Origin of the sequence: Glaciibacter kafniensis (assembly GCF_039538945.1) — a bacterium.
GTDB lineage: Bacteria > Actinomycetota > Actinomycetes > Actinomycetales > Microbacteriaceae > Cryobacterium > Cryobacterium kafniensis.
The window spans coordinates 156,653-180,577 of sequence record NZ_BAABCN010000003.1; the positions used below are offsets into that span (position 1 = coordinate 156,653).

The 23,925-nt window shown below is 65.1% G+C and carries 13 protein-coding genes; 11 read left to right on the forward strand and 2 right to left on the reverse strand.

The window, feature by feature from the left end:
- Nucleotides 1–40: 40 nt before the first annotated feature.
- Nucleotides 41–3,004: an MMPL family transporter gene (locus ABD791_RS08705; protein ID WP_345064955.1), complete on the reverse strand. Its 2,964-nt coding sequence runs from the start codon at nucleotides 3,002–3,004 to the stop codon at nucleotides 41–43.
- A 387-nt stretch (nucleotides 3,005–3,391) separates the two neighbouring features.
- Nucleotides 3,392–5,242, reverse strand: coding sequence for a phosphoenolpyruvate carboxykinase (GTP) (locus ABD791_RS08710; RefSeq protein ID WP_345064958.1), 1,851 nt, complete (start codon nucleotides 5,240–5,242; stop codon nucleotides 3,392–3,394).
- Nucleotides 5,243–5,378: 136 nt separating this feature from the next.
- Between ABD791_RS08710 and ABD791_RS08715 the strand changes: the two genes are divergently transcribed.
- The 11 genes from ABD791_RS08715 (at nucleotide 5,379) to ABD791_RS08765 (ending at nucleotide 23,895) form a co-directional block, all read left to right on the forward strand.
- Complete coding sequence (locus tag ABD791_RS08715; protein ID WP_345064961.1) at nucleotides 5,379–6,821, forward strand: helix-turn-helix domain-containing protein; 1,443 nt, start codon at nucleotides 5,379–5,381, stop codon at nucleotides 6,819–6,821.
- A 394-nt stretch (nucleotides 6,822–7,215) separates the two neighbouring features.
- Nucleotides 7,216–10,074, forward strand: coding sequence for a leucine-rich repeat protein (locus ABD791_RS08720; protein ID WP_345064964.1), 2,859 nt, complete (start codon nucleotides 7,216–7,218; stop codon nucleotides 10,072–10,074).
- 419 nt (nucleotides 10,075–10,493) lie between these two features.
- A complete protein-coding gene (locus ABD791_RS08725) occupies nucleotides 10,494–12,308 on the forward strand; it encodes an InlB B-repeat-containing protein (protein WP_345064967.1) in 1,815 nt (604 codons plus the stop codon).
- 367 nt (nucleotides 12,309–12,675) lie between these two features.
- On the forward strand, nucleotides 12,676–14,478 hold the full coding sequence (locus ABD791_RS08730; RefSeq protein ID WP_345064970.1) for an InlB B-repeat-containing protein: 1,803 nt from the start codon (nucleotides 12,676–12,678) through the stop codon (nucleotides 14,476–14,478).
- A gap of 623 nt (nucleotides 14,479–15,101) precedes the next feature.
- Complete coding sequence (locus ABD791_RS08735; protein WP_345064973.1) at nucleotides 15,102–16,730, forward strand: InlB B-repeat-containing protein; 1,629 nt, start codon at nucleotides 15,102–15,104, stop codon at nucleotides 16,728–16,730.
- 56 nt (nucleotides 16,731–16,786) lie between these two features.
- Complete coding sequence (locus ABD791_RS08740) at nucleotides 16,787–17,704, forward strand: leucine-rich repeat domain-containing protein (protein ID WP_345064976.1); 918 nt, start codon at nucleotides 16,787–16,789, stop codon at nucleotides 17,702–17,704.
- On the forward strand, nucleotides 17,622–18,632 hold the full coding sequence (locus tag ABD791_RS08745; RefSeq protein ID WP_425562243.1) for an InlB B-repeat-containing protein: 1,011 nt from the start codon (nucleotides 17,622–17,624) through the stop codon (nucleotides 18,630–18,632). Before ABD791_RS08740 ends, ABD791_RS08745 begins: the two co-directional genes overlap by 83 nt.
- A gap of 313 nt (nucleotides 18,633–18,945) precedes the next feature.
- Nucleotides 18,946–20,274: a leucine-rich repeat protein gene (locus ABD791_RS08750; protein WP_345064982.1), complete on the forward strand. Its 1,329-nt coding sequence runs from the start codon at nucleotides 18,946–18,948 to the stop codon at nucleotides 20,272–20,274.
- Between the two features lie 290 nt (nucleotides 20,275–20,564).
- On the forward strand, nucleotides 20,565–22,421 hold the full coding sequence (locus tag ABD791_RS08755; RefSeq protein ID WP_345064985.1) for a glycoside hydrolase family 15 protein: 1,857 nt from the start codon (nucleotides 20,565–20,567) through the stop codon (nucleotides 22,419–22,421).
- A gap of 246 nt (nucleotides 22,422–22,667) precedes the next feature.
- On the forward strand, nucleotides 22,668–23,615 hold the full coding sequence (locus ABD791_RS08760; protein ID WP_345064988.1) for a hypothetical protein: 948 nt from the start codon (nucleotides 22,668–22,670) through the stop codon (nucleotides 23,613–23,615).
- Nucleotides 23,593–23,895 (forward strand): transcriptional regulator, encoded by a 303-nt coding sequence (locus ABD791_RS08765; protein WP_345064991.1) that lies wholly within the window; start codon nucleotides 23,593–23,595, stop codon nucleotides 23,893–23,895. Before ABD791_RS08760 ends, ABD791_RS08765 begins: the two co-directional genes overlap by 23 nt.
- Nucleotides 23,896–23,925 lie beyond the last annotated feature (30 nt).

Consider the following 23,925-nt stretch of genomic DNA (forward strand, 5'->3'; position numbering starts at 1 on the left):
TTCGAGTCGCTTCGGTTCAGGTCGAGTCAGGTCGGTCGAGTCAGCTCGATGCCGGCACGACGTCGAGGGCGAGATCCGGGATGATCCGGGTGACGACGGCAGTGTCGCGGGCGGCGATCACGTCGGCGACGCCGGTGACGGATGCCGTGCCGACGACGATCGCGAGGGTGCGGCCCTTCTGGTTGGCCGCGTCGCCGGCCGCGATCAGCGTCTCGCCGAGAGCGCGGCGAGCCGACGCATCCGTCACGTGGTCAAGCCCGTCGATGACGAGGAGCACTGGTTTCTCACGCAGCGCTTCGCTCACGTCGGCGACGGGATCGCTCGAGCGCACGAGCGAGACGAAACCGACCCGCGACCGCACAGACGCCGCACGCACCGGCACGACGAAGCCGGCGACCTTCAGCAGCCCGGCGTCTGGTTTCGTGCGCCCGGCGAGGGTGAGGAGCAAGGAACGAACTCCGGCCTCCTGATCGCCTTCGACGATGAGGGTTCCGTTGGGCGGCAGCGAGAACGAGACATCCGAGTAGAGCGACACGGTGTCGACAGAGAGCGACAACCCGTCGGCTGTCACGATGTCTCTCGAATGAGGCTCCGGCCAGTCGCGGAGTTCGAGCTCGCGGTGCAGGCCCTCCCCCTCGATGTCGAATTCGGGGAGCGCCTTGTCGAGCCAGGCGGGCATCCACCAGGCCTTGTCTCCAAGCAGAGTCAGCACGGCCGGCACGAGGGTCATGCGCACCAGGAAGGCGTCGACGAAGACACCGACGGCCAGGCCGAGTGCGATCGGTTTGATGTTGGCGTCGCCCTCTGGCACGAAGGCCCCGAAGACACCGATCATGATGATCGCAGCGGCGGTGACGACCTTCGCCGAGCCGACGAACCCGGTCTTGACCGACTGTTTGGCGAGGCCGGTGTGCACGTAGTCCTCTCGCATTCGGGAGACCAAGAAGACCTCGTAGTCCATGGCAAGGCCGAAGAGAACACCCATCAAGATGATCGGCATGAAGCTGATCACCGGGCCGATCTCCGCCACGTTCAGAGCGTCGGCGAACCAGCCATCCTCGAAGACGAGGGAGACCACACCGAATGCCGCTGCGACGCTGAGCAGGTAGCCGAGCGTCGCCTTGATCGGAACGGCAATCGAGCGGAACACCATGGTGAGCAAGATCAACGACAAGCCCACGACGATGAGTCCGAACGGGATCAAGGCCGCGGCGAGCTTGTCAGACACGTCGATGCCGACGGCGGTGACGCCGGTGACCGAGAGGGAAACGCCGTACTCGGCCAGAAAGTGGTCGTGCAGCGACCTGATTTCGTTGACCAGCGCCTTGGTTTCTTCATTGTCTGGCCCGGTAGTCGGAATCACCTGCACGATCCCGGTATCCGCCGATTGGTTGGGGGTCGACAGCGGCACGGCCGCGACGCCGTGAAGCGCCGCAAGCTCCGCCCCGAGCTTGTCCATCAATCCGACCGGGTCGTGACTCGACACGATGCTGCCCGTGACGATGAGCGGGCCGTTGAATCCCGGGCCGAAATGCTCGGAGATGAGATCGTAAGTGACGCGCGCCTGGTCGTCTTCAGGAAGAGAACCGGCGTCAGGCAGGGCCAACCGCAGGCCGACGGCCGGCGCGGCGACGATGAGGAGCACCCCGACGATGCCGATGATCGTGACGATGGGGTGCCAAGTGACGACCCGCACCCAGCCGACATAGAACCGGTTCTTCCCGGCTAGCGGCGATAGCTCTGGCTCTGGTTCCTGCGGAATCTCGACGGATGCTGCGGGTTCGGGCTCGCCGGCCGTCGCGAACTCGGCGATCAGCACGGTGAGCCCATCGGGCTCGGCCTCGGCCGCTGGTACGAGGTCGGTGGTCTGCCTGAGATCCGCAGTCTGCACGACGTCGAGCGCCTGCTCGCCGGCAGGCACGACATCCGCTGCCACGGCAGCCTGGCGGTGATTCTTCTGCCTGCGCGGGTTGCGTTTCGGCTTGGGGCGCAGCCGTTCGCCGGCGAAGCCGAGCAGCGCTGGAATGAGAGTGAGCGAGACAATGACGGCGATCATCACGCCGACCGCCGCTGCAATGCCCATCGTCGTCAGAAACGGAATGCCGGCGACGCTGAGGCCGATGAGCGCGATCATCACCGTGAGCCCGGCGAAGATGACAGCCGAGCCGGCCGTCGCCACCGCTCGCGACGCCGATTCTCTGAGCTCGAGTCCGGCCTTCAACTGCTCCTGATGCCTCGAGATGATGAAAAGTGCGTAGTCGATGCCCACTGCCAGCCCGAGCATCAGGGCCAGAACCGTGGTCGTCGAGGTGATCGGCCCGAAGGCCGTCGCAACGTAGATCAACGAGATCGAGATCCCCACCCCGAGAAACGCCGTCATCAACGGCATGCCGGCGGCCACGAACGAGCCAAAGGTCACGATCAACACGACCAGTGCCACGGCGATGCCGATCAGTTCGATCAGGCTCACGCCGGCGAGACTCTGGCTGAACAATTGCCCGCCGAGCGAGACGACTGAGTCGGCCGGGAGCGCTTTCTGCAACTCAGCCGCCACGTCTTGGAGGGCACTTTGGGTGTCGGCGGTGATATTGGAGACGGTGTCATTGAGCTGGATGCTCACAAGACCCGAGGACCCGTCGGTGCTGATCGCGTCGGCAATGTCCGGATCAAACGGCGATGTGGCGTTCGAGACCTGGTCGACCGCGTTCAGCTCAACGACGGCATCGTCGATCGGAGCCTTCACGTTTTCGTCGGTCACAGCGCTTCCGGGGGGAGCCACGACAATCATCTGTGCGGTCGCGCCACTCACCTGCGGAAACGTGTGTGCGAGAGTGTCGAGGGCCTCCTGCGATTCGGTGCCAGGCACGGTGATCGCGTTGTTGAGGCCCTGATTGAACAGTGCGGCGCTGCCGCCGACCAGCACGAGAACCACGATCCAGAAGCCGAGCACCCAGCGTCGGGCCGTGAAAGCCCAGCGACCGAGTGAGTACAGCAATGAGGACACGAGGTCTCCCCAGGAGGATGACTGCCTGTGTCGGGTTTCCACTCTGCACGGGCGGCCGCGCGCGGAATAGATTCAGCGGCGAATCTATTCGCAACCTCGGCCTGCCGCAATGCTCAGGGCAGTCCGCGTTGGTCGAGGAGGCCGCCCGCGGCCGTCTCGAGACCCCGTGAGCCGACGTTCAAACGCAACCCAAGTCAAGAGATCGGCTCGCCGGGTCTCGAGACGCGCGCTCCTTCGTCGCGTGCTCCTCGACCAACGAAATGGCCCAAATACCTCAGAGACGCGGCCTCCTTCGTCGGCTGCTCCTCGATCAACGGGGTTGGGGCTCAGGCACACGCAAAGGGCCCGACCGCTGATCGCAGTCGAGCCCTCTGATACGCGCGTGCGCTACTCCTTCAGCTGGTAGCGCAGGCTCGCCAGCTCGGCGTTCAGTGCCGGCGGAACGCGGTCGCCGAACCGAGCGAAGTACTCCTCGGTCAGATCGCACTCGACCTGCCAGGAGGCATTGTCGATCTCGAACAGCTGACGCGCAGCATCCGCCGAGAGGTCAAGACCGTCAAGGTTGAGGTCTTCGACGTCGGGCAGCAGGCCGATCGGGGTGCTCACTGCGCCCGCTTGGCCCTCGAGACGGCGCACGATCCACTCGATCACGCGCGAGTTCTCGCCGAATCCGGGCCAGAGAAAGCTGCCGTCGTCACCCTTGCGGAACCAGTTCACCTGGAAGATAGCCGGAGCCTTCGTGCCGAGCGACTTGCCGACCTGCAACCAGTGCGCCCAGTAGTCGGCCATGTTGTAGCCGCAGAACGGGAGCATGGCGAACGGGTCGCGGCGCAGCTCGCCGACGGTTCCCTCGGCGGCAGCGGTCTTCTCCGATGAGATCGTCGCGCCCATGAACACGCCGTGCTTCCAGCTGCGCGCCTCGGCGACCAGCGGAATGTTCGTCGCACGACGTCCACCGAAAAGGATGGCGTCGATCGGCACGCCACCGGCGGCCTCCCAGTCCTCGGCGATCGAGGGGCACTGCGCGGCAGAGACGGTGAAGCGCGAGTTCGGGTGGGCGGCCGGGCGAGCCGAAGCCGGCGTCCAGTCGTTGCCTTCCCAGTCGATGAGGTGGCTGGGTGCGGTCTCGGTGAGGCCCTCCCACCACACGTCACCGTCGTCGCGCAGGGCGACGTTGGTGAAGATGGTGTTGCCCCAGAGCGTCTGTACGGCGGTCGGGTTGGTGAGTTCACCGGTGCCGGGCGCGACGCCGAAGAATCCGGCTTCCGGGTTGATGGCCCACAGGCGGCCGTCTTCACCCTGACGCAGCCAGGCGATGTCGTCGCCGATTGTCTCGACGGTCCAGCCGGGGATCGTCGGGCGCAGCATCGCCAGGTTCGTCTTGCCGCACGCCGACGGGAATGCCGCGGCGAGGTGCGAGACGCTTCCCTCTGGCGAGGTGACCTTGACGAGCAGCATGTGCTCGGCCAACCAGCCCTCGTCGCGGGCCATCACTGAGGCGATGCGCAGTGCGAACGACTTCTTCGACAGCAGCGCGTTTCCGCCGTAGCCGGAACCGAACGACCACACCTCGCGCGTCTCAGGGAACTGCACGATGTACTTGGTGTCGTTGCAGGGCCAGGCCACGTCGTCGCGGCGCACGCCCTCGTCGGAGACAAGCGGGAATCCGACGGAGTGCAGTGTGCGCACCCAGGGCGTGCCGTCTTCGATCATCTGCAGCACCCGGTCGCCCATGCGGGTCATGATGCCGAGGTTCAGCACGACGTAGGGGGAGTCGGTGATCTCAACCCCGAGCTGTGAGATGGGTCCGCCGAGCGGGCCCATCGAGAAGGGCACGACGTACATCGTGCGCCCGCGCATGCTGCCGGCGAACAGGCCGGTCAGCTCGGTGCGCATCGCGGTGGGCTCTGCCCAGTTGTTGGTGGGGCCGGCGTCTTCCGGATCTTCGGAGCAGATGAAGGTGCGGTCTTCGACGCGCGCGACATCTTTCGGGTCGGAGCGGGCCAGGTAGCTGTTGGGGCGCCATTCCGGGTTCAACCTGATGAGCTTGCCCTCGGCGACGAGCTGCTTCGAGAGCAGGTCTGCTTCGCGCATCGATCCGTCGCACCAGACGATCTCGTCTGGACGGGTCAGCCGGGCAATCTCGTCGACCCAGGCTTGCAACTGCGGGTCGGTCGTTCCCGACTTCTTGGGTTCTTCATTCCCATTGGTCTGAACTGAGAGAGCTGCGATGGTCATCTCCTGGCCTTTCGTCTTCGGGTGACTTCACGAGTGGGGTGAAACTTTGTTCCGTTCCTCCACAATGCGCCCGAAAATACGGCCTGGGTCAGAAAAGAACCGTTAAGAAACCCAGTTCTTTCGCTATTCTTAAGAAATGGCGCTCCTCGCATCCGATCTCATCACCCTGGGACACCGCATCCGTCACTATCGTGGCGAGCGCGGGTTGACCCTCGACCAGCTCGGCGAGCGGGTCGGTCTGGCCGCAAGTCAGCTCTCACTGATCGAGAACGGCCGGCGCGAACCCAAGCTCGGGGCCTTGCAAGAGGTGGCCGCCGCCCTCGGCGTGGAACTCACCGACCTGCTCAGCCGGGAGGCCCCTAACCGCCGCGCCGCACTCGAGATCGAGCTGGCGCGAGCGCAGAAGAACGCGCTCTACGGAGCGCTCGGCCTGCCGCAGGTGAAGGTCACCAAGGGCACGCCCACCGAGGCCATCGAGTCGCTCGTCGGCCTGCACCAGGAGCTCGCCCGCCGTGCCAACGAGGCGATTGCCACCCCAGAAGAGGCACGACGGGCCAACACCGAACTGCGTGAGCGGATGCGGGAGCGCGCCAACTACATGCCAGAGATCGAGGCGCTGGCCGAAGAGCGAGTGAAGGCATCCGGACATGTGTCGGGCGCGCTGACCCACCGCGAGGTGAGCGTGATGGCCGAGCAGCTGGGCTTCAGTCTGATCTACGTCAACGATCTGCCGAACTCGACCCGCTCGGTGACCGACCTGGCCAATGGGCGCATTTACCTGCCACCGGCGTCCATTCCGGGCGGCCACGGCCTGCGCTCGATGGCGTTGCAGGCGATGGCGCACCGACTGCTCGGCCATGAGCGTCCGGGTAGCTACGCCGAGTTTCTCTGGCAGCGACTGGAGATCAACTATTTCGCGGCGGCCTGCCTGATGCCGCAGGAGGCGGCCCTCAAGTTTCTGACCACCGCCAAGAACAACCGGGAGCTCGCGGTCGAGGACCTGCGGGATGCCTTCGGGGTCACCCATGAAGCCGCGGCCCTGCGACTGACGAACCTGGCGACATCCCACCTGGACATGACGCTTCACTTTCTGCGGGTCAACGGTGACGGTGCCCTGCAGAAGGGCTACGAGAACGATGGGCTGCCGCTGCCGACCGATGTGACCGGGTCGATCGAGGGCCAATACGTCTGCAAACAGTGGAGCGCGCGCAACGCCTTCACCCACACCAACCGCACGACCGAGTTCTACCAGTACACGGATACGCCGGCCGGCACGTTTTGGTGCGCGACCCAGACCGGTTCGACGTCGGCCGGGGAGTTCTCGATCAGTGTCGGGGTTCCGTTCAATGAGGCGAAGTGGTTTCGGGGGCGCGAGACCACGCAGCGCGCGGTCTCCCGCTGCCCCGACGAATCGTGCTGTCGCAAGCCGAAGGGCGAGGTCGCGTCGCGCTGGGTCGGCAACGCCTGGCCGAGTGCGCGCCTGCACGCGCATGTGCTCTCGCCGCTGCCCTCTGGCACCTTTCCCGGGGTCGACGACACCGAGGTCTACGAGTTTCTCGAGGCGCACGCGGCAGAGTGAAGCGCCCGTTGATTGCGTGTTCAACACGCGAAGCAGGCTGGTCGGCGCCGGCGCCAGATGCACGCATCTAACCGCGCGAGCGGGACCGTCCGATAGTCCCCGGTGATGCCGCGGTGATTGCGCCGCGTACCAGGCGAACGTCGCACACACTCAGCGGCGCGCGCCACCCGCCTGGCCGCATCAGCCGCTGATGCACCACGCCACGGCTTCGACCTCCCGGCGGTGCGCGGCGGCGAACCGGTCGATCTGTTCGCCGCAGCCTCGGCCGGCCCGAAGTGGGGGCACGGGACCGGGCAGATCAGCGATTTCGTTCCCACCCCGCCGATACGCTGGTGACGCGCAGAAATGTGCTGCGCTTGGGACGATCCTGCGCGTACGATCAGGGAGATCCCGGATGCCTACACGCACGACACCCCTCTCACGACCCGGCGGACGCATCCGTCGCTCACTCACACGACTGGCCTCGGTACTCACCGCCAGCCTGCTGGTCGGAGCCGGCTCCCTGGCCTTCGTGGCACCCGCGTACGCTACGACCACTTCAGTGACACAAGGCGACATCACTTTCAGCTTTGACCCGGACGACAGCTCCGCCGGCGCAACGGTCGTGGACTATACGCCCAGTCCACTCGACATGACAATTCCGGACACCATTTCCGTCGACGGCACTGACTATGACGTCACCGCGATCGGGGCGGGGGCATTCCAGGAGAAGGGCCTCACATTGGTCGTCATCCCTGACTCCGTCACCACCATCGGCGAGGGTGCTTTCTCCGGGAACTGGCTTTATGCACTGACGCTGGGCAGCGGCCTCACCACCATCGGAGACAACGCTTTCAACAGCAACCAGCTCACCGAGCTCACCATCCCCGATTCCGTGACCACCATCGGCGGCTCTGCTTTCAGCAACAACCGTTTGACGTCCGTTGGCCTCCCCGAGGCTCTCACCACCATTGGATCTAGAGCTTTCTTCACCAACCAGCTGACCGACGTCGTCATCCCCGACTCCGTCACCACCATCGGATCGGACGCCTTCTCCGGGAACACACTCGCGACACTGCAGCTCGGTAGCAGCCTCACCACCATCGGCGACTATGCTTTCGCCAGCAACCGACTGACCGACATCGTCATCCCCGACTCCGTCACCACCATCGGATCGGAAGCCTTCTCCGCGAACACACTCGCGACGCTGCAGCTCGGTAGCAGCCTCACCGCCATCGGATCCAGTGCTTTCGCCAACAACCAGCTGACCGACGTCGTCATCCCCGATTCCGTCACCACCATCGAATCAAACGCCTTCTCCGCGAACACACTCGCGACGCTGCAGCTCGGTAGCAGCCTCACCACCATCGGCGACTCTGCGTTTTACAACAACCGGTTGACCACCGTCACCATCCCCGACTCCGTGACCGCCATCGGCCAGCGTGCTTTCTCATCGAACTTGCTTGTTACCTTGACGCTGGGCAGCGGCCTCACAACCATTGGAGACGACGCTTTCAACGGCAACCAGCTGACCGATCTCACCATTCCCGACTCCGTGACCACCATTGGCGATGGTACTTTCTGGGGGAACAAACTCGAGACCTTGACACTGGGCAGCGGCCTCACCACGATCGGCCATAGAGCATTCGCCGACAGCAAGCTGACGCACGTCACCATCCCCGATTCCGTCACCACAATCAGCAATAATGCTTTTGAATACGGTGCAATTGAGACACTCGTATTGGGTAGCGGTGTTACCACCATCGGAGGCTCTGCTTTCACCAACAATCGTTTGACGTCCGTTAGCCTCCCCGAGGCTCTCACTACCATCGGATACGGTGCTTTCTCCAACAACCAGCTCACGTCCGTCAGCTTCCCCCAGGCTCTCACCACCATCGGATTCGGTGCCTTCTCCAACAACCAACTGACGGCCGTCGTCATCCCCGACTCGGTGACCACCATCGAATGGAACGCCTTCTCCGCCAACAAAATCGCGACGCTGCAGCTCGGTAGCAGCCTCAGCGTCATCGGTGATTCAGCGTTCTCCGGCAACCTGTTGACCACCCTCACCATCCCCGACTCCGTCACCACCATCGGCAACTCAGCGTTTGCAGCCAATCGTCTGCAGGCCGTCACAATCGGTAGCTCGATCGCGTCGATTGGAGATGCCGCGTTCTCGACGAACTTTGTCCCCACGCCCGGCGATCCCAGCTTCAGTGCGAACACCGCGACCCTGAAAAACGTCTTCTTCACCGGCGCCGCCCCGACCACATTCACGAGCAAGGGGAGCAACGGCTCATTCGGTCCATTCGACGTTCTCGTGTCTTACCTTCCGAAGTTCGACAGCTCTCAGCCCGGCGGCACCTTCACGTCGCCGTGGATGGACTACGCCGCTTTCCCCCAGGTCCCGGCGACGGTGACCTTCTCGATGAATGGCCACGGTACGCAGATCCCCGCACAGCACCTCATCGCTGGTGACGTTGCCACCTTGCCTACCACGCCCAGCGCAGCCGGATTCACCTTCACCGGCTGGTTCACCGATGTCGCGCTCGGCGCAGCGTTCAGCTTCGGCACCAGGATCGCCACCGACACCACGCTCTACGCCGGCTGGACCGACGACTCCGCTACACCGACTGTCACGGCAACCGTCGCCTTCGAGATGAACGGCCACGGCACGCCGATCGCCGGCCAGACCGTCGCCGTCGGAGAGCTCGCCACCCAGCCAACCGCACCGAGCGCATCCGGATTCACCTTTGCCGGCTGGTTCACGGATGCTGCGCTCACGCACGCGTTTGCCTTCAGCACCGCGATCACCGCCGACATCACGCTCTTTGCAGGCTGGACTGAGAACACGGTTCCGCCGGTCACCCCGCCCGTCGGCACCGTCATAGTGACCTTCGAGATGAACGGCCACGGTACACAAATCGCAGCCCAGAGCATCACCGCGGGAGCACTCGCCACCCAGCCGACCACACCGAGCGCGTCGGGCTACACGTTCACCGGTTGGTTCACGGATACTGCACTCACGAGCGCGTTCAACTTCAGCTCTGCCGTCACCGCTGACACCAGGCTCTACGCCGGCTGGAACACCGACGCAGTCATCGTTCCGCCAACCGAGGATGCGCCGACCGCGACTGCCACCGAAACACCGAAGCCTGCCGGCTCACTTGCCAGCACCGGAACGACGGACATCACCGCCGCACTGTTCGCAGCTGTCGCTGCGCTCGTGCTCGGCGGATTGCTGATCGCGCGCCGCCGCATCCGCAACGCCTAACCCACGAGGCTGGACCGGTGTCGAGAGCGATCGACTCGCGGGGTCGACAGGCTCGACCGACGGGATGGGCAGGTCCGAAATGAGGAGCGGAGGGCGTGTCGCGGAAGCGGGTGCCGGCGATTCCGCGTGATTCCGCGGGAGCGCCTCGGCCGACACGCCTCCGCTCCTGATTTCGGTACCCGGTGAGGTTGGGCCTCGAGTTCGACCCACCATCTCGACGGGCTCGACCACCGAGGAGGCTCGACCACCGAGGAGGCTCGACCACCGATCAGGATGGGACAAATTGGCCCCCAGCTTGGGGGTGCAAATCCCTGGTTAGCACACAAAACTGAGCCATTTCCGCCGCTAGGCTGATGAGCGCGCTTCGTGCGCCGCGCCGGGGAAACGTCTTGTGCGCTCTCAGATCACAGGAGATTCTCATGCCCCAGCCCTTGACGATCAGTTCGCGACCCGAGGGGCGCATCCGTCGCGGGCTTGCCCGGCTCGCCTCCGTGCTCACCGCGAGCCTGCTCATCGGCGTGGGTTCGCTGGCCTTCGCGGCACCCGCGCACGCTGCGCCTGTGTCTGACACCGTCGCCGGCATGACGTTCGAGGCCGACGACACCGCTGTCGCGGCCGGCGCCACTGTGACCGACTACACGCCCAGCACGCCCGAGGCTCTCGACGTGACAATCCCGGCCACCGTCACCATCAACACGGTCACGTACAACGTCACCGCGATCGGCAACAGCGCATTCTCCGGAAAGGGGCTCACCGCGCTCAGCATCCCCCACACGGTCACCACCATCGGGCCTCAAGCGTTCTATGGCAACGCACTGACCATGCTCACCATCCCCGACTCGGTCACCACCATCGGGGAGCAAGCATTCTTTGGCAACGCACTGACCACGCTCACCATCCCCGACTCGGTCACCACCATCGACTTCGGGGCTTTCCTCAATAACCAGATCGCGGAGCTGCATCTGGGTAATGGCGTCACTGAGATCGCACGGATCGCATTCGCCGTCAACCTGCTCACCGAGCTCACGATCCCCGATTCGGTCACCACCATCGGCGATGCCGCTTTTGCCTACAACCACCTGCAGACCGTCACAGTGGGAAGCTCCGTCACGACGATTGGCGCGGCAGCGTTCTCCGGGAACTATCCCTATGATCCCGCGAATCCCGGCATCTCTCAGTTCACGGCGGAAAATGCGACCCTGAAGACGGTCACCTTCACCGGGGCCGCCCCCACGACAATCACCGACATCACGGGCGTCGTCGTCGACGCCGCCACTAACCCGATTAACGCTTCCTTCGGCCCGTTCGGCGTACTCGTCTCGTACCCGTGGGCGTTCGGCACCTCCGCCACGCTCCCCACCGGTTTCACCTCGCCGACCTGGCAGGGGTACGCCAGCCAGGCCATCGCCACGGTGGACTTCGAGCTGAACGGTTTCGGTGACGCACTTGCCGCGCAGAGCGTCGTTGTCGGCGCGTCCGCCACCGAACCGGCCACCCCCGCCTCCGCCAGCCACACCTTCACCGGCTGGTTCACGGATGCCGCACTCGCCAACGCGTTCAGCTTCAGCGACTCGATCGCCGGTGACACCACCCTCTACGCCAAGTGGGTGCAGACGCCCGCCACGGTCTCGTTCGAGATGAACGGCCACGGCGCCCAGATCCCCAGCCAGACCGTCACCGTCGGAGAACTCATCACCGAACCGACCGCACCGAGCGCATCCGGATTCACCTTCACCGGCTGGTTCACGGATGCTGACGCCACTGACGCGTTCGACTTCGACACCGCACTCACCGGCGATGTCACCCTCTACGCCGACTGGACCGAGAACCTCGTTCCGCCGGTCACCGGCACGACCGTCAACTTCGACATGAACGGCCACGGCACGCAGATCCCCAGCCAGACCGTCACCGTCGGAGAACTCGCCACGAAACCGACCGCACCGACCGCATCCGGCTTCACATTCACCGGCTGGTTCACGGATGCCGCGGCGACCGACGCGTTCAGCTTCAGCACCGAGATCACAGCGGCCACCACCCTCTATGCGGGCTGGACCGAGAACGCAGTCGTTCCGGCGACCCCCACGGCGACGCCGACCGCCACGCCGACGGCCACGCCGACGGCCACGCTCGCCGCCACCGGAACCGCCGATCCCACGCTGGGGCTGCTCACCGCCGTCGCCGCGCTCGTGCTGGGCGGACTCCTGATCATGCGCCGCCGCATCCGCAGCAACTAACCGAAGCGGGCGTGTCGAGACCGGCCAGCGAGCTCGACACGCTCGACCGCTGGGTGGGGCAAGTTTGCCCAGGCACCGGATGCCGCGCATCCGGTGCCCCTGTACCTCCGCGAGATGTCACAGATGGCCCCATGGATCGCATCCATGGGGCCATCTCTGGCAATTCGCGACGGTCACTTCAGATGGATGGCTCGTTTCAGGGTTGGCCAACGGCATCACCCCGCACCGAAATGTCCCCTGCCTTGGGGGTACAAATCCCTGGTTGGCACCTATAAATGGGCCACCTCCGCCGGTAGTCTGATGCCTGCGCTCCGTGCGTCGCACCGGAAATACGTCTTGTGCACTCTCAGATCACAGGAGATTCTTCATGTCCCAGGCACTGACGAGCAGTACGCGACCCGAAGTACGCATCCGTCGCGGGCTTGCCCGACTCGCCTCCGTGCTCACCGCGAGCCTGCTCATCGGTGTGGGTTCGCTGGCCTTCGCCGCACCCGCGCATGCTGCGCCCACGCCCGTCTCTGGCATCGTCGACGATATGACGTTCGAGGCCGACGCCAGCAATGTCGCAGCTGGCGCCACCCTGACTGACTACGCGCCCGGCGCTCACGCCGTGACAATCCCGGCTACCGTCACCATCAACACGGTCACGTACAACGTCACCGCGATCGGCAACAGCGCATTCGCTGGCGATTTTTTGACCGCTGTCACCATCCCCAACACGGTGACCACCATCGGGGATCATGCGTTCGCTGTCAACGACTTGACCGCCGTCACCATCCCCAACACGGTCACCACCATCGGGGAGCAAGCGTTCTTTGTCAACGACTTGACCGCCGTCACCATCCCCGACTCGGTCACCACCATCGGCCCCGGGGCCTTTATGATCAATCAGATCACGCAGCTGAATCTGGGCAGTGGCGTCACGGAGATCGCACCGGTCGCATTCGGCTACAACCTGCTCACCGAGTTCACGATCCCCGATTCGGTCACCACAATCGGTGATCTCGCTTTCTTTTACAACCACCTGCAGACCGTGACGGTGGGAAGCTCCGTCACATCGATTGGCGCCGCCGCGTTCTCCGCGAACTATCCCTATGATCTCGCGAATCCCGGCCTCTCCCAGTTCACGGCAGAAAATGCGACCCTGAAGACGGTCACCTTCACCGGGGCCGCCCCCACGACCATCACCGACATCACGGGCGTCGGCAACCCGGTTAACGCTTCCTTCGGCCCGTTCGACGTGCTCGTCTCTTACCCGTGGGCGTTCGGCACCGACAACGGAGTCGCCGACGGCTTCACCTCACCAACCTGGCAGGGGTACGCCAGCCAGGCCATCGCCACCGTCGACTTCGAGCTCAACGGTCACGGAACCGCGATCGACAGCCAGGCCATCACCGTCGGAAGCGTCGCCACCGAACCGGCCGCGCCCAGCGCATCCGGCTTCACCTTCACCGGCTGGTTCACGGATGCCGCCCTCACCAACGCGTTCAGCTTCAGCACCGAGATCACGGCTGATACGACCCTCTACGCCGGCTGGACCACTCCGCCCGCCGACACCGTCGACGTCAACTTTGAGATGAACGGCCACGGCACGCAGATCCCCAGCCAGACCGTCACCGTCGGAGAACTCGCCACCGAACCGACCGCACCGACCGCATCCGGATTCACCTTCACCGGCTGGTTCACGGATGCCGAGGCCACCGACGCGTTCGACTTCGACACCGCACTCAGCGGCAACGTCACCCTCTACGCCGACTGGACGACGAACTTGGTTCCACCCGTGACCGCCGTCACCGTCAGCTTCGACCTCAACGGCCACGGAACACCGATCGCCAGCCAGACCGTCACCGTCGGGGACCTCGCCACGAAGCCGACCGCACCGAGCGCATCCGGCTTCACCTTCACCGGCTGGTATGCCGATGCCTCACTCGCCACGACATTCGATTTCAGCACCCCAGTCACCGCCCCCACCACCGTCTACGCCGGCTGGAAGCAGAACGCCGTCGTCGTTCCGCCGACAACCACCCCGCCGGTCACGCCGGTCACGCCGGTCGCGACACTCGCCGCAACCGGAACCTCCACTCTCACGATTCCACTGGTCGCAGCCCTTGCCGCGCTCTTCGCGGGTGGCGGTCTCCTCATCCGGCGCCGACGCATCCGCAACCCCTAACCGACACCAGCGGGTCTCGCGCGTTGTCACAGTTGGCGCGCGAGGCCGTCGCCCTGAGCCTGACTCCCCCGCCCGTCCCGCGCGTGCGCCCGAATCGTCGCTTCGGGAGGCCACACGCCGACGATTGGAGCGCACCCTTGGGCTGAACCGCCCTATCGCTCACTGCGCGGGCGCTCGTGCGAGACCCCGACGGGTGTCGGGCGGCGCGCCCGGTGGTCGCGCTCGGCCGGTGATCGCGCGGGACCGGGTTCAGGAACGGAGTGCGTGTTGCGGATGCGGCGGCCCGGGAATCCGCGGGCAGGTCACGGCCGACACACCTCCACTCCTGAACGCGGTACCGCGCCGGCGCGCGCTGGGCCAGGTCCCGAGGTCGGCGAACGGGGTCTCGACAGGCTCGACCTACGAAAAGGGGCAGGGGCGGGTTCAGGAACGGAGAGGGTCGCGCAGACCAGGCGGCCTCCTTCGGCGCTAACTGGCGGCAACACTGTGACCCCCTCCTTTGGGGGCGCGAAATCTTGGCCAGCGTCCATAAATGGGCCATCTCCACCGTTAGGCTGATGAGCGCGCCCCGGCGCTGCGCCGGCGAATCGCCCTGTGCGCTCTCAGATCACAGGAGATTCTTGATGCCCCAACCACTGACGATCAGTACGCGACCCGTGGGGCGCATCCGTCACGGGCTTGTCCGACTCGCCTCCGTGCTCACCGCGAGCCTGCTCATCGGTGTCGGTTCGCTCGCCTTCGCCGCGCCCGCGCACGCTGCGCCCGACGTCGACGATTTGCTCGGTGGCCTCGCGATCGGCGCCGACCAGGGCGCCACTGCCTTCGCCGCTCCCGCACTGCTCGCCGCCACCTCCCCCGTCTCCGGCGTCATCGACGACATGACCTTCGAAGCCGACGCCGACAACGTGGCGGCCGGCGCCACGCTCACCAGCTACACCCCCGGAACCCTCGACGTGACAATCCCGTCCACCGTCACCCTCAACACGATCATCTACACGGTCACCGCGATCGGCGACTACGCGTTCAGCGGAACTGGGCTCACGGCGGTCAGCATTCCCAACACGGTGACCAGCATCGGGCAATTTGCATTCGCAGTGAACGCCTTGACCACACTCACCCTTCCCGACTCGGTCACCACCATCGGCAGCGCAGCTTTTGCCCTCAATCAGATCGCGGAGCTGCATCTGGGCAGTGGCGTGACCGAGATCGGACCGGTCGCCTTCATCTTGAACGTGCTCACTGATCTGACGATCCCCAACTCGGTCACGATCATCAACCAGGGCGCATTCGCTTACAACCACCTGCAGACCATCACCGCGGGAAGCTCGGTCACGACGATTGGCGGCGCGGCGTTCTCCTCGAACTACCTCTACGACCCCCTGCACCTTGAATCGGCACTATTCACGGCGGAAAATGCGACCCTGAAGAACGTCACCTTCACCGGGGCCGCCCCGACGACGATCATCGACATCACGGGCGACGGTGACCCGGTTTGGGCGTCCTTCGGCCCGTTCGGTGTGCTCGTCTCCTACCCGTGGGCGTTCAGCACCTCTGCCGCGCTCCCCGGCGGGTTCACCTCACCGACCTGGAAGGGATACGCGAGCCAGGCGGTTGCGACGGTCGACTTCGAGCTCAACGGTCACGGAACCGCGATCGACGGCCAAGCCATCGCCGTCGACCAGACCGCCACCGAACCGACCGCGCCCAGCGCATCCGGTTTCACCTTCGGCGGCTGGTTCACGGATGCCGCGCTCGCCAACGAGTTCAGTTTCAGCACCGCGATCACCGCTGACACCACCCTCTACGCCGGCTGGGCCGAGATTGTCGTCCCGCCCGCCGACACCGCCGTCGTGAGCTTCGAGATGAACGGCCACGGCACGTCGATCGCCGATCAGACCGTCACCGTGGGAGAGCTCGCCACGAAGCCGGCCGCACCGAGCGCATCCAGTTTCACCTTCACTGGCTGGTTCACGGATGTCGCGTTGACCACGGAGTTCGACTTCAGCACCGCGATCAGCGACGATACCGCGCTCTACGCTGGCTGGACCGAGAACGCTGTCGTTCCGCCGACGCCCGAGCCGACCACTGAGCCGACCGCCGCGCCCACCGCGCCGGCCCCCACCAAGCCGGCACCGGCCGCCGTGCTCGCCTCCACCGGACCTGCCGACTTCACCGCTGCACTGCTCGCAGCCTTCGCGGCACTCGCGCTTGGCGGATTGCTGATCGCGCGCCGCCGCATCCGCAGTGTGTAGGAATATCTCATGCACGCATTCGACCAGGGGGAACTTTCGGCATGCTCACACACGCAGTGACCAACACACGACCTGACGGGCGCATCCGTCGCTCACTGATTCGGCTGGCTTCCGTGCTCACCGCGAGCCTGCTTGTCGGAGCCGGTTCGCTGGCCTTCGCAGCGCCGGCCCATGCCGCCACCACTCCCGGGGCAGACGCAGGCTTCACCTTCACGTACGACCCCGCCGATGTACTTGCCGGCGCCACCGTGACCGGGTACACCCTCACTGATCTCAACGTCGTCATCCCCGAAACCGTCGCTGCCGGCGGGGTGTCCTATGACGTCACCTTGATCGGAGAAAACGCGTTCGAGGCCACGGGCCTCACCTCGGTCAGCATTCCCAACACGGTTGTCACGATCGGGTACGCTGCGTTCGCTAGCAACGCGCTGACCGAGCTCACCATCCCCGACTCAGTCACCACCATCGGGATGTCGGCATTCGCACGAAACGTTCTCCGGTCCGTTTCCATCGGGAGCTCGATCGCGATAATCATGCCAGGGGCTTTTTCCGCCAATTACCCGGGCAGCGCCTGGGCCGTGGACCCGGACGGCCTCGGCTTCACCGCGCAGACTGCGACCCTGACGAACGTCGTTTTCACCGGCGCCGCCCCATCGATCGCTTTCAAGGGGCTTGGAATCATGTCGTCCTTCGGCCCATTCGACGTACTGGTTTCCTATCCACTGGCGTTCGGCGCAACCCACGTGGCCGGTGGTTACACGTCTCCGTGGGAGGGCTACCGAACTCAGGCCATGGCCGCCGTCAACTTCAGCCTCAACGGATTCGGCAACCCCGTCGTTACTCAGAGCGTCGCCGTCGGAACAACTGCCGACGAACCCGACGTGCCGTTGTCTGCCACCCACACTTTTCGAGGGCTGGTACGCGGATGCCACCCTCGAGACCCGGTTCGACTTCGGCACCCCGATCACACTTGACACCACTCTCTACGCGAGCTGGGTGCAAACTCCAGCCACCGTCACCTTCGAGATGAACGGCCATGGCACGCAGATCGCCGCGCAGAGCCTCGTCATCGGCGACGTCGCAATGGCGCCGGGCGCGCCGTCCGCATCCGGATTTACCTTTACAGGCTGGTACACCGACGCCGAAGCCAGTCAGAAATTCGCCTTCACCACCACGCTCACCGGCAACATCACTCTCTACGCCGGCTGGACCGAGAACACCGTTCTGCCTGTCACCAGCGCCATCGTCACCTTCGAGATGAACGGCCACGGCACGGCGATCGCCGACCAGACCGTCACCATCGGACAGCTCGCCACGAAGCCAACCGCACCAACAGCATCCGGCTACACCTTCACCGGCTGGTTCACGGATGCCGCGCTCAGCAACGCGTTCGGCTTCAGCACCGCGATCACCGCTGACACCACCCTCTACGCGGGCTGGGACGAGATTGTCGTCCCGCCCGCCGACGCCGTTGTCGGCTTTGACATGAACGGCCACGGCACACAGATCCCGCGCCAAACCGTCACCGTCGGGGAATTCGCGACGGAGCCGACCGAGCCGACCGCATCCGGTTTCGCCTTCACCGGTTGGTACACGGATGCCGACGCCAGCAACGCGTTCAGCTTCAGTACCGCGATCACGACTGCCACCACGCTCTACGCCGGCTGGGGCGAGAACGCTGTCGTGCCGCCGACCCCGACGGACACGCCGACGACAGACGCTCCCACGACTGACACTCCGGCGACTGTTACGCCGAGTGCGCCGGCCGTCGTGAAGCCAACTTCGACCAACACGCTCGCCTCCACCGGAACCGCCAACCCCACGGTTCCGCTGCTCGCCGCATTGGCAGCGATGGGGCTCGGCGCGCTCCTGTTCGCTCGCCGTCGCATCCGCCGCAGCTAATCGGAGCAAGCATGTCGAGACCGAGTTCGGAGGTCTCGATACGCTCGCTCGCCTGCTCTCAACCCGTCTTTGTCTCCGCGCGTGCGCTCAAATCGTCGCTTCGCGAGGGCGGGTGGCGACGATTTGAGCGCACGCGCGCACAGCGAGCGAGGTCTCGACAGGCTTGACCAACGGGAGGACAAAGCCCCCACCTTTGGGGCACAAATCCCTGATTAACGACAGAAACGGGCCACCGGCTCCGTTAGGCTGAGCGAGCGCACAGTGCGCTGCGCCCGGGGGAATTCCGGCGCGCATCCGATTGGGGAGATTCCGGATGCTGACACTCACGACGCCGAGCGCGCGACCTGCTGCGCGCATCCGTCAGAGGCTTGCCCGACTGGCCGCCGTTCTCACCGCGAGCATGCTCATCGGAGCCGGCTCGTTGGCCTTCGCCGCACCTGCACACGCCGCGCCCGTCTCTGACACCATCGCCGGCCTGACGTTTGCGGCAGACGACACCGCCGTCGGCACCGGCGCCACGGTGACCGGCTACACGCCAGGACCCCTCGATGTGACGATCCCGGCGTCTGTCACGCTGGGCGGTCAGCTCTACGCGGTCACCGGGATCGGGGACGAAGCGTTCCTCGGCACGGGGCTCACCTCCGTCGTCATCCCTGACTCTGTCGTGCGTATCGGATCGTCTGCATTTCTCGACAACGAGTTGACGACGCTCACCATCCCGGACTCGGTCATTGCCATTGGCGACGCCGCATTCTTCAAAAACCAGCTGACCGACGTGTCGCTCGGGGATTCCGTCGTCACGATCGGCGAGACCGCGTTCACCATGAATCTGCTGACGACGCTCACGATTCCCGATTCGGTGACGACCATCGGGCACCAGGCCTTCCTCCTCAATCTTCTGACGACCGTGACATTCGGGAACTCGGTTGACAGCATCGCCAACGATGCCTTCGCCGGCAATTTTGACTACATCACCGGTGGCGCCCCTCCCCTCGGCTACACGCAAGCCAACTCGACGCTGAAGAGTGTCATCTTCACCGGCGCGGCACCCACCACGTTCTTCGCTGCCGGAACGAGCATCGACGGCATCGATTCCGGCTCGTTCGGCCCGTCCTGGGGCGTCGTGGTGACGTACCCACACGCGTTCGATGCCGACGAAATCGCCGGCGGATTCACGTCCCCCGAGTGGTACGGCTATCCGACCCAGGCAGTGGCGACTGTGAACTTCGAGCTCAACGGCTTCGGTGAGGCGATCCCCGCGCAGAGCATCCTCGTCGGCGAGCCCGCCACCGAACCGAGCGTGCCGACATCCGCCGGTCACACCTTCACCGGCTGGTACACGGATGCCGACGCGACCACGACGTTTAGCTTCGGCACCGCGATCACCGCCGACACCACCCTCTACGCCGGCTGGGAGGAGAACGCAGTGGTCACTCCACCGACAGCGGAACCCTCGCCCACGCCCACCCCTCCGACTGAGACTCCGACTCCGAGCGACGTGAAGCCGAAGCCGGCTGAAACTCTCGCCGCTACGGGAACCGCGAACCCGATCATTCCGCTGCTTGCGGGCTGCGCCGCGCTCCTACTCGGCGGGTTTTTGATCGCGCGCCGCCGCATCCACAGCACCATCCACAGCACGTAGACGAATTCCGGGTTGTCGAGCCCTGGCGCCACGGTCTCGACCCCCCGACCGACGGATGCCGGTGATCGAGCCCGTCTGGATCTCGCGCCCAGATCCTGTACAGCCCGTTGACACCGGCATCCGGCGGGGCAACCCTGAACCGTAATTCATCGATTCTCCCGATCTGGCCGATTGAGCGTCGACTGTTGCGGTGACTGTTTGTGCGGAACTCCCGCAACCTCAGCGATCGACCGGTGCCGAGCCGAACTACCGACCGGGTGACCGACGATCAATCGGAGGTTCACACGCTCATGACTTTTCCACCGATCGCCGATTATGCCTTCCTCTCCGACTGTGAGGTGAGCACGCTGATCGCTCCAGACGGTTCGGTCGAGTGGCTCTGTCTTCCCCGGCCCGATGCGCCGAGCGTCTTCGGTGCTCTGCTCGATCGTTCGGCCGGCAACTTCCGGTTCGGCCCGACGAACACGATGGTTCCGCAGCAACGCCGATACCTTCCGGGAACGATGGTGCTGGAGACGACGTGGCACACCCCAACGGGATGGATGAAAGTCGAGGATCTCCTCGTGCTCGGACCGCTCGACGCGACGAGACGAGACGGATACCGACGCTCCCCCGGAGACGCGATCGCACAGCGCACCCTGCTACGCATCGCCACCTGCCTGGACGGCCGGGTCGAATTGGGGGTGAGTTGCCTCCCTCTCTTCGATTATGGGCGCAACCCCGGAACCTGGAAATTTGACGGCGCCGGCTATAACCGGGCAACTGTGACCGAGGACGACGTGACGCTGACGCTGAGCGGCAGTATCGCGCTCGGTGTGCTCGGCTCCCGCTGCATGGGACGAACAACTCTTGAGACCGGCGACTCGGCCTTCGTCGCGCTCAGCTGGAACGGGGACGCCCCTGTTGAGCTCGACGAGGCGTTGGGCCAGCTGCAGTGGACCGAGCGATACTGGCGCGATTGGATGAGCATGGCTCGCCTGCCAGACCATCGTTTCCGCCCCTATCTGGAGCGCAGCGCCCTCGCACTCAAAGGCCTCAGTTATGCCCCAACCGGGGCAATCATGGCGGCTGCCACCACGTCGCTACCCGAAACGCCAGGCGGCGAGCGCAACTGGGACTACCGGTACACCTGGATCAGGGACACCGGATTCATGCTGCGGGCCCTGCATGGACTTGGCTTCGATTGGGAGGCATTCGACTACTTCGCATTCATTCTCGATGCCGTCAAGTCCGGCGAGTCCGATGCCCCGTGGGCCCTGCAGATCATGTACGGGATCGGGGGTGAACGGGAGCTGACTGAGCACACCCTCGATCACCTCAGCGGATATCGAGATTCGCGCCCCGTGCGCACCGGGAACGGGGCATACGACCAGCACCAGCACGATGTCTGGGGCATGCTTCTCGACTCGGTCGAAGAGCATCTCCGCGGAGGCGGCCAGATCGCTCCCGCCGTGTGGGAAGGACTCGCCGGCCTGGTAGACACCGCGATCGCACGCAGTTCAGAACCGGATCAAGGCATCTGGGAGATGCGAGGAGAGCCACAGCACTTCGTCGCGTCGAAGGTGATGTGCTGGGTCGCCGCCGATCGGGGAGCGCTGATTGCACAGGCCCGCGGTGACGTCGCCCGCGCACAACGGTGGCGGAGCGCCGCCGACAAGATCAAAGCCGAAGTGCTGGATCGGGGCGTGGATGATCGTGGGAGCTTCGTGCAGCACTATGACACGACCGATCTTGATGCGTCACTCCTGTTGCTTCCACTGATGGGTTTTCTCCCTCCCGACGACGAGCGCGTACGCACGACCGTTCTCGCGATCGCGAACGAGCTCACCCAAGATGGGCTCGTTTTGCGCTACCGCGTCGCGACGAGCGACGACGGCCTCAGCGGAGAGGAAGGCACCTTCACGATCTGTTCGTTCTGGCTCGTGTCGGCGCTGGAGATGATCGGCGAGTTCGACGCCGCGAGCGCGCTGTTCCAGAAGCTGCTCTCGTTCGCCGGGCCGATGCTGCTCTACGCCGAGGAGATCGACGTGTCGACCGGGCAGCACCTCGGCAACTTTCCGCAGGCATTCACGCACCTCGCCCTCATCGATGCGGCGGGGCGACTCATCGAGGCAGAACGCGTGCGGGGAGAGTTCGCCGGCGGCTGACTGGCAGCGTGGCGCCCGGTGTCGGCAGGCTCGATCAGCGGCGGGGAGTAAACCTGCCCACCGGATGCTGCGGCATCCGTCGCCCGTGTGCGCCTCCGCGAGTTGCCAGAGATGGCCCCATGGATGCGATTCAAGGGGCTATCTGTGGCAACTCGCGGCCCGCACTTTCCAGATGGAAAGTAGATGCTAGCCTGACAGTGAACTCGGGGCGCACAGCGGGCACCGCACATTGAGCAGGGGGACACTGTGGACAACGACGAGACAGACGGCGGCACGAACAAGGGCGCGGATGCCCGTGGCGTCGATGCGGCGATGGCCGCCAGCCTGCTGCGCAGCGGCGAGCAGATCGGCGTGAAGGTCTACCGATCCATCGACTTTCGCACACAGGCGCTCGTGCAGGCCGGCACTGCGGTAGCAATTTTTCTCTACGTCACGGTTTTTCTGTTTCTGATCAGCACCCAGGGCGATCACATGGCCGAGAGCGCGGCGCCCGGCAGCAACAACTTCGGAACCAACCTGCTCATCCCATTTCTCGCGCTCAGCTACCTCACTCTCGGCGTGCGGGAGCGACTCAAGGCACTTCTTCCCACCCACCGCCGCGCCCGTGCATTCGTCGTGGGGCTGCTCAGCATCGTCCCGTTCCTCGTCGTCGGGGGCGCCGCCGTATTCGGCCAGCAGATCCCCTGGGGGCTCACACTCGCCGTGGCCTGCTGCGCGGCGGCGCCCGCGGTCGCTCTCGCCATCTTCAGCGCGCGTCAGGCTCGCCACCACGACGTGCGACCGAGCGAACCCGAGCTTCGAGCCCCGCTCAGTAGCCCGGCACAGTCCATGACCGTCGCCCTCGGCCTGGTGTTCGGCGCCTCCGCGGCATCCGGCGCCTTCTTCTGGGGCGCACTCGTCGGACTCGTCGCCGCGGTCGCCCTGCTCGTGTTGATAGCCTTGAATCGAACCAAGTGGAGCCTGGCCGCGGTCGGCAGTGAGTGGGGCCGCGCTCAATGGCTGAGCTTCGGCGCCTCATTCGCCCTCCTGATGGTGGTCACGGTGCTCCTCGCCCGCACTTCCTTCAACTCGCCGCTCGTCGGGATCGTCGGCGGCATCCTGGTGGCGGTGCCACTGGTGATCGCCGCGTTCAAGGAATCCACAATTCGTGAACGTCCGGAGGAGTTCTGGGATGCATCCGCGCCACAATCTTGACGACGCGCTGCTCACTCCCCTGCGCTTCTCGGTCATGGCCGCACTGGCGACGGATGTTGAGATCGACTTCGGCGCCCTGCGTGACCTGCTCGAGGCTGAGGATTCGGCGCTGAGCAAGGCCATCAGCCACCTGAGCGGCGTGGGCTACCTCGCGGTGCGCAAGGGATTCGTCGCGAATCGACCGCGCACGTGGGTGAAGGCGACGCCCGCCGGCAAGGCGGCCATGCGCATCCATGTCGATGCGTTGCAGGCGATTGCGCACGGAATGACCGCGGGCTAGCGGCTAACGACTAACGCACCGGTCGGTCCG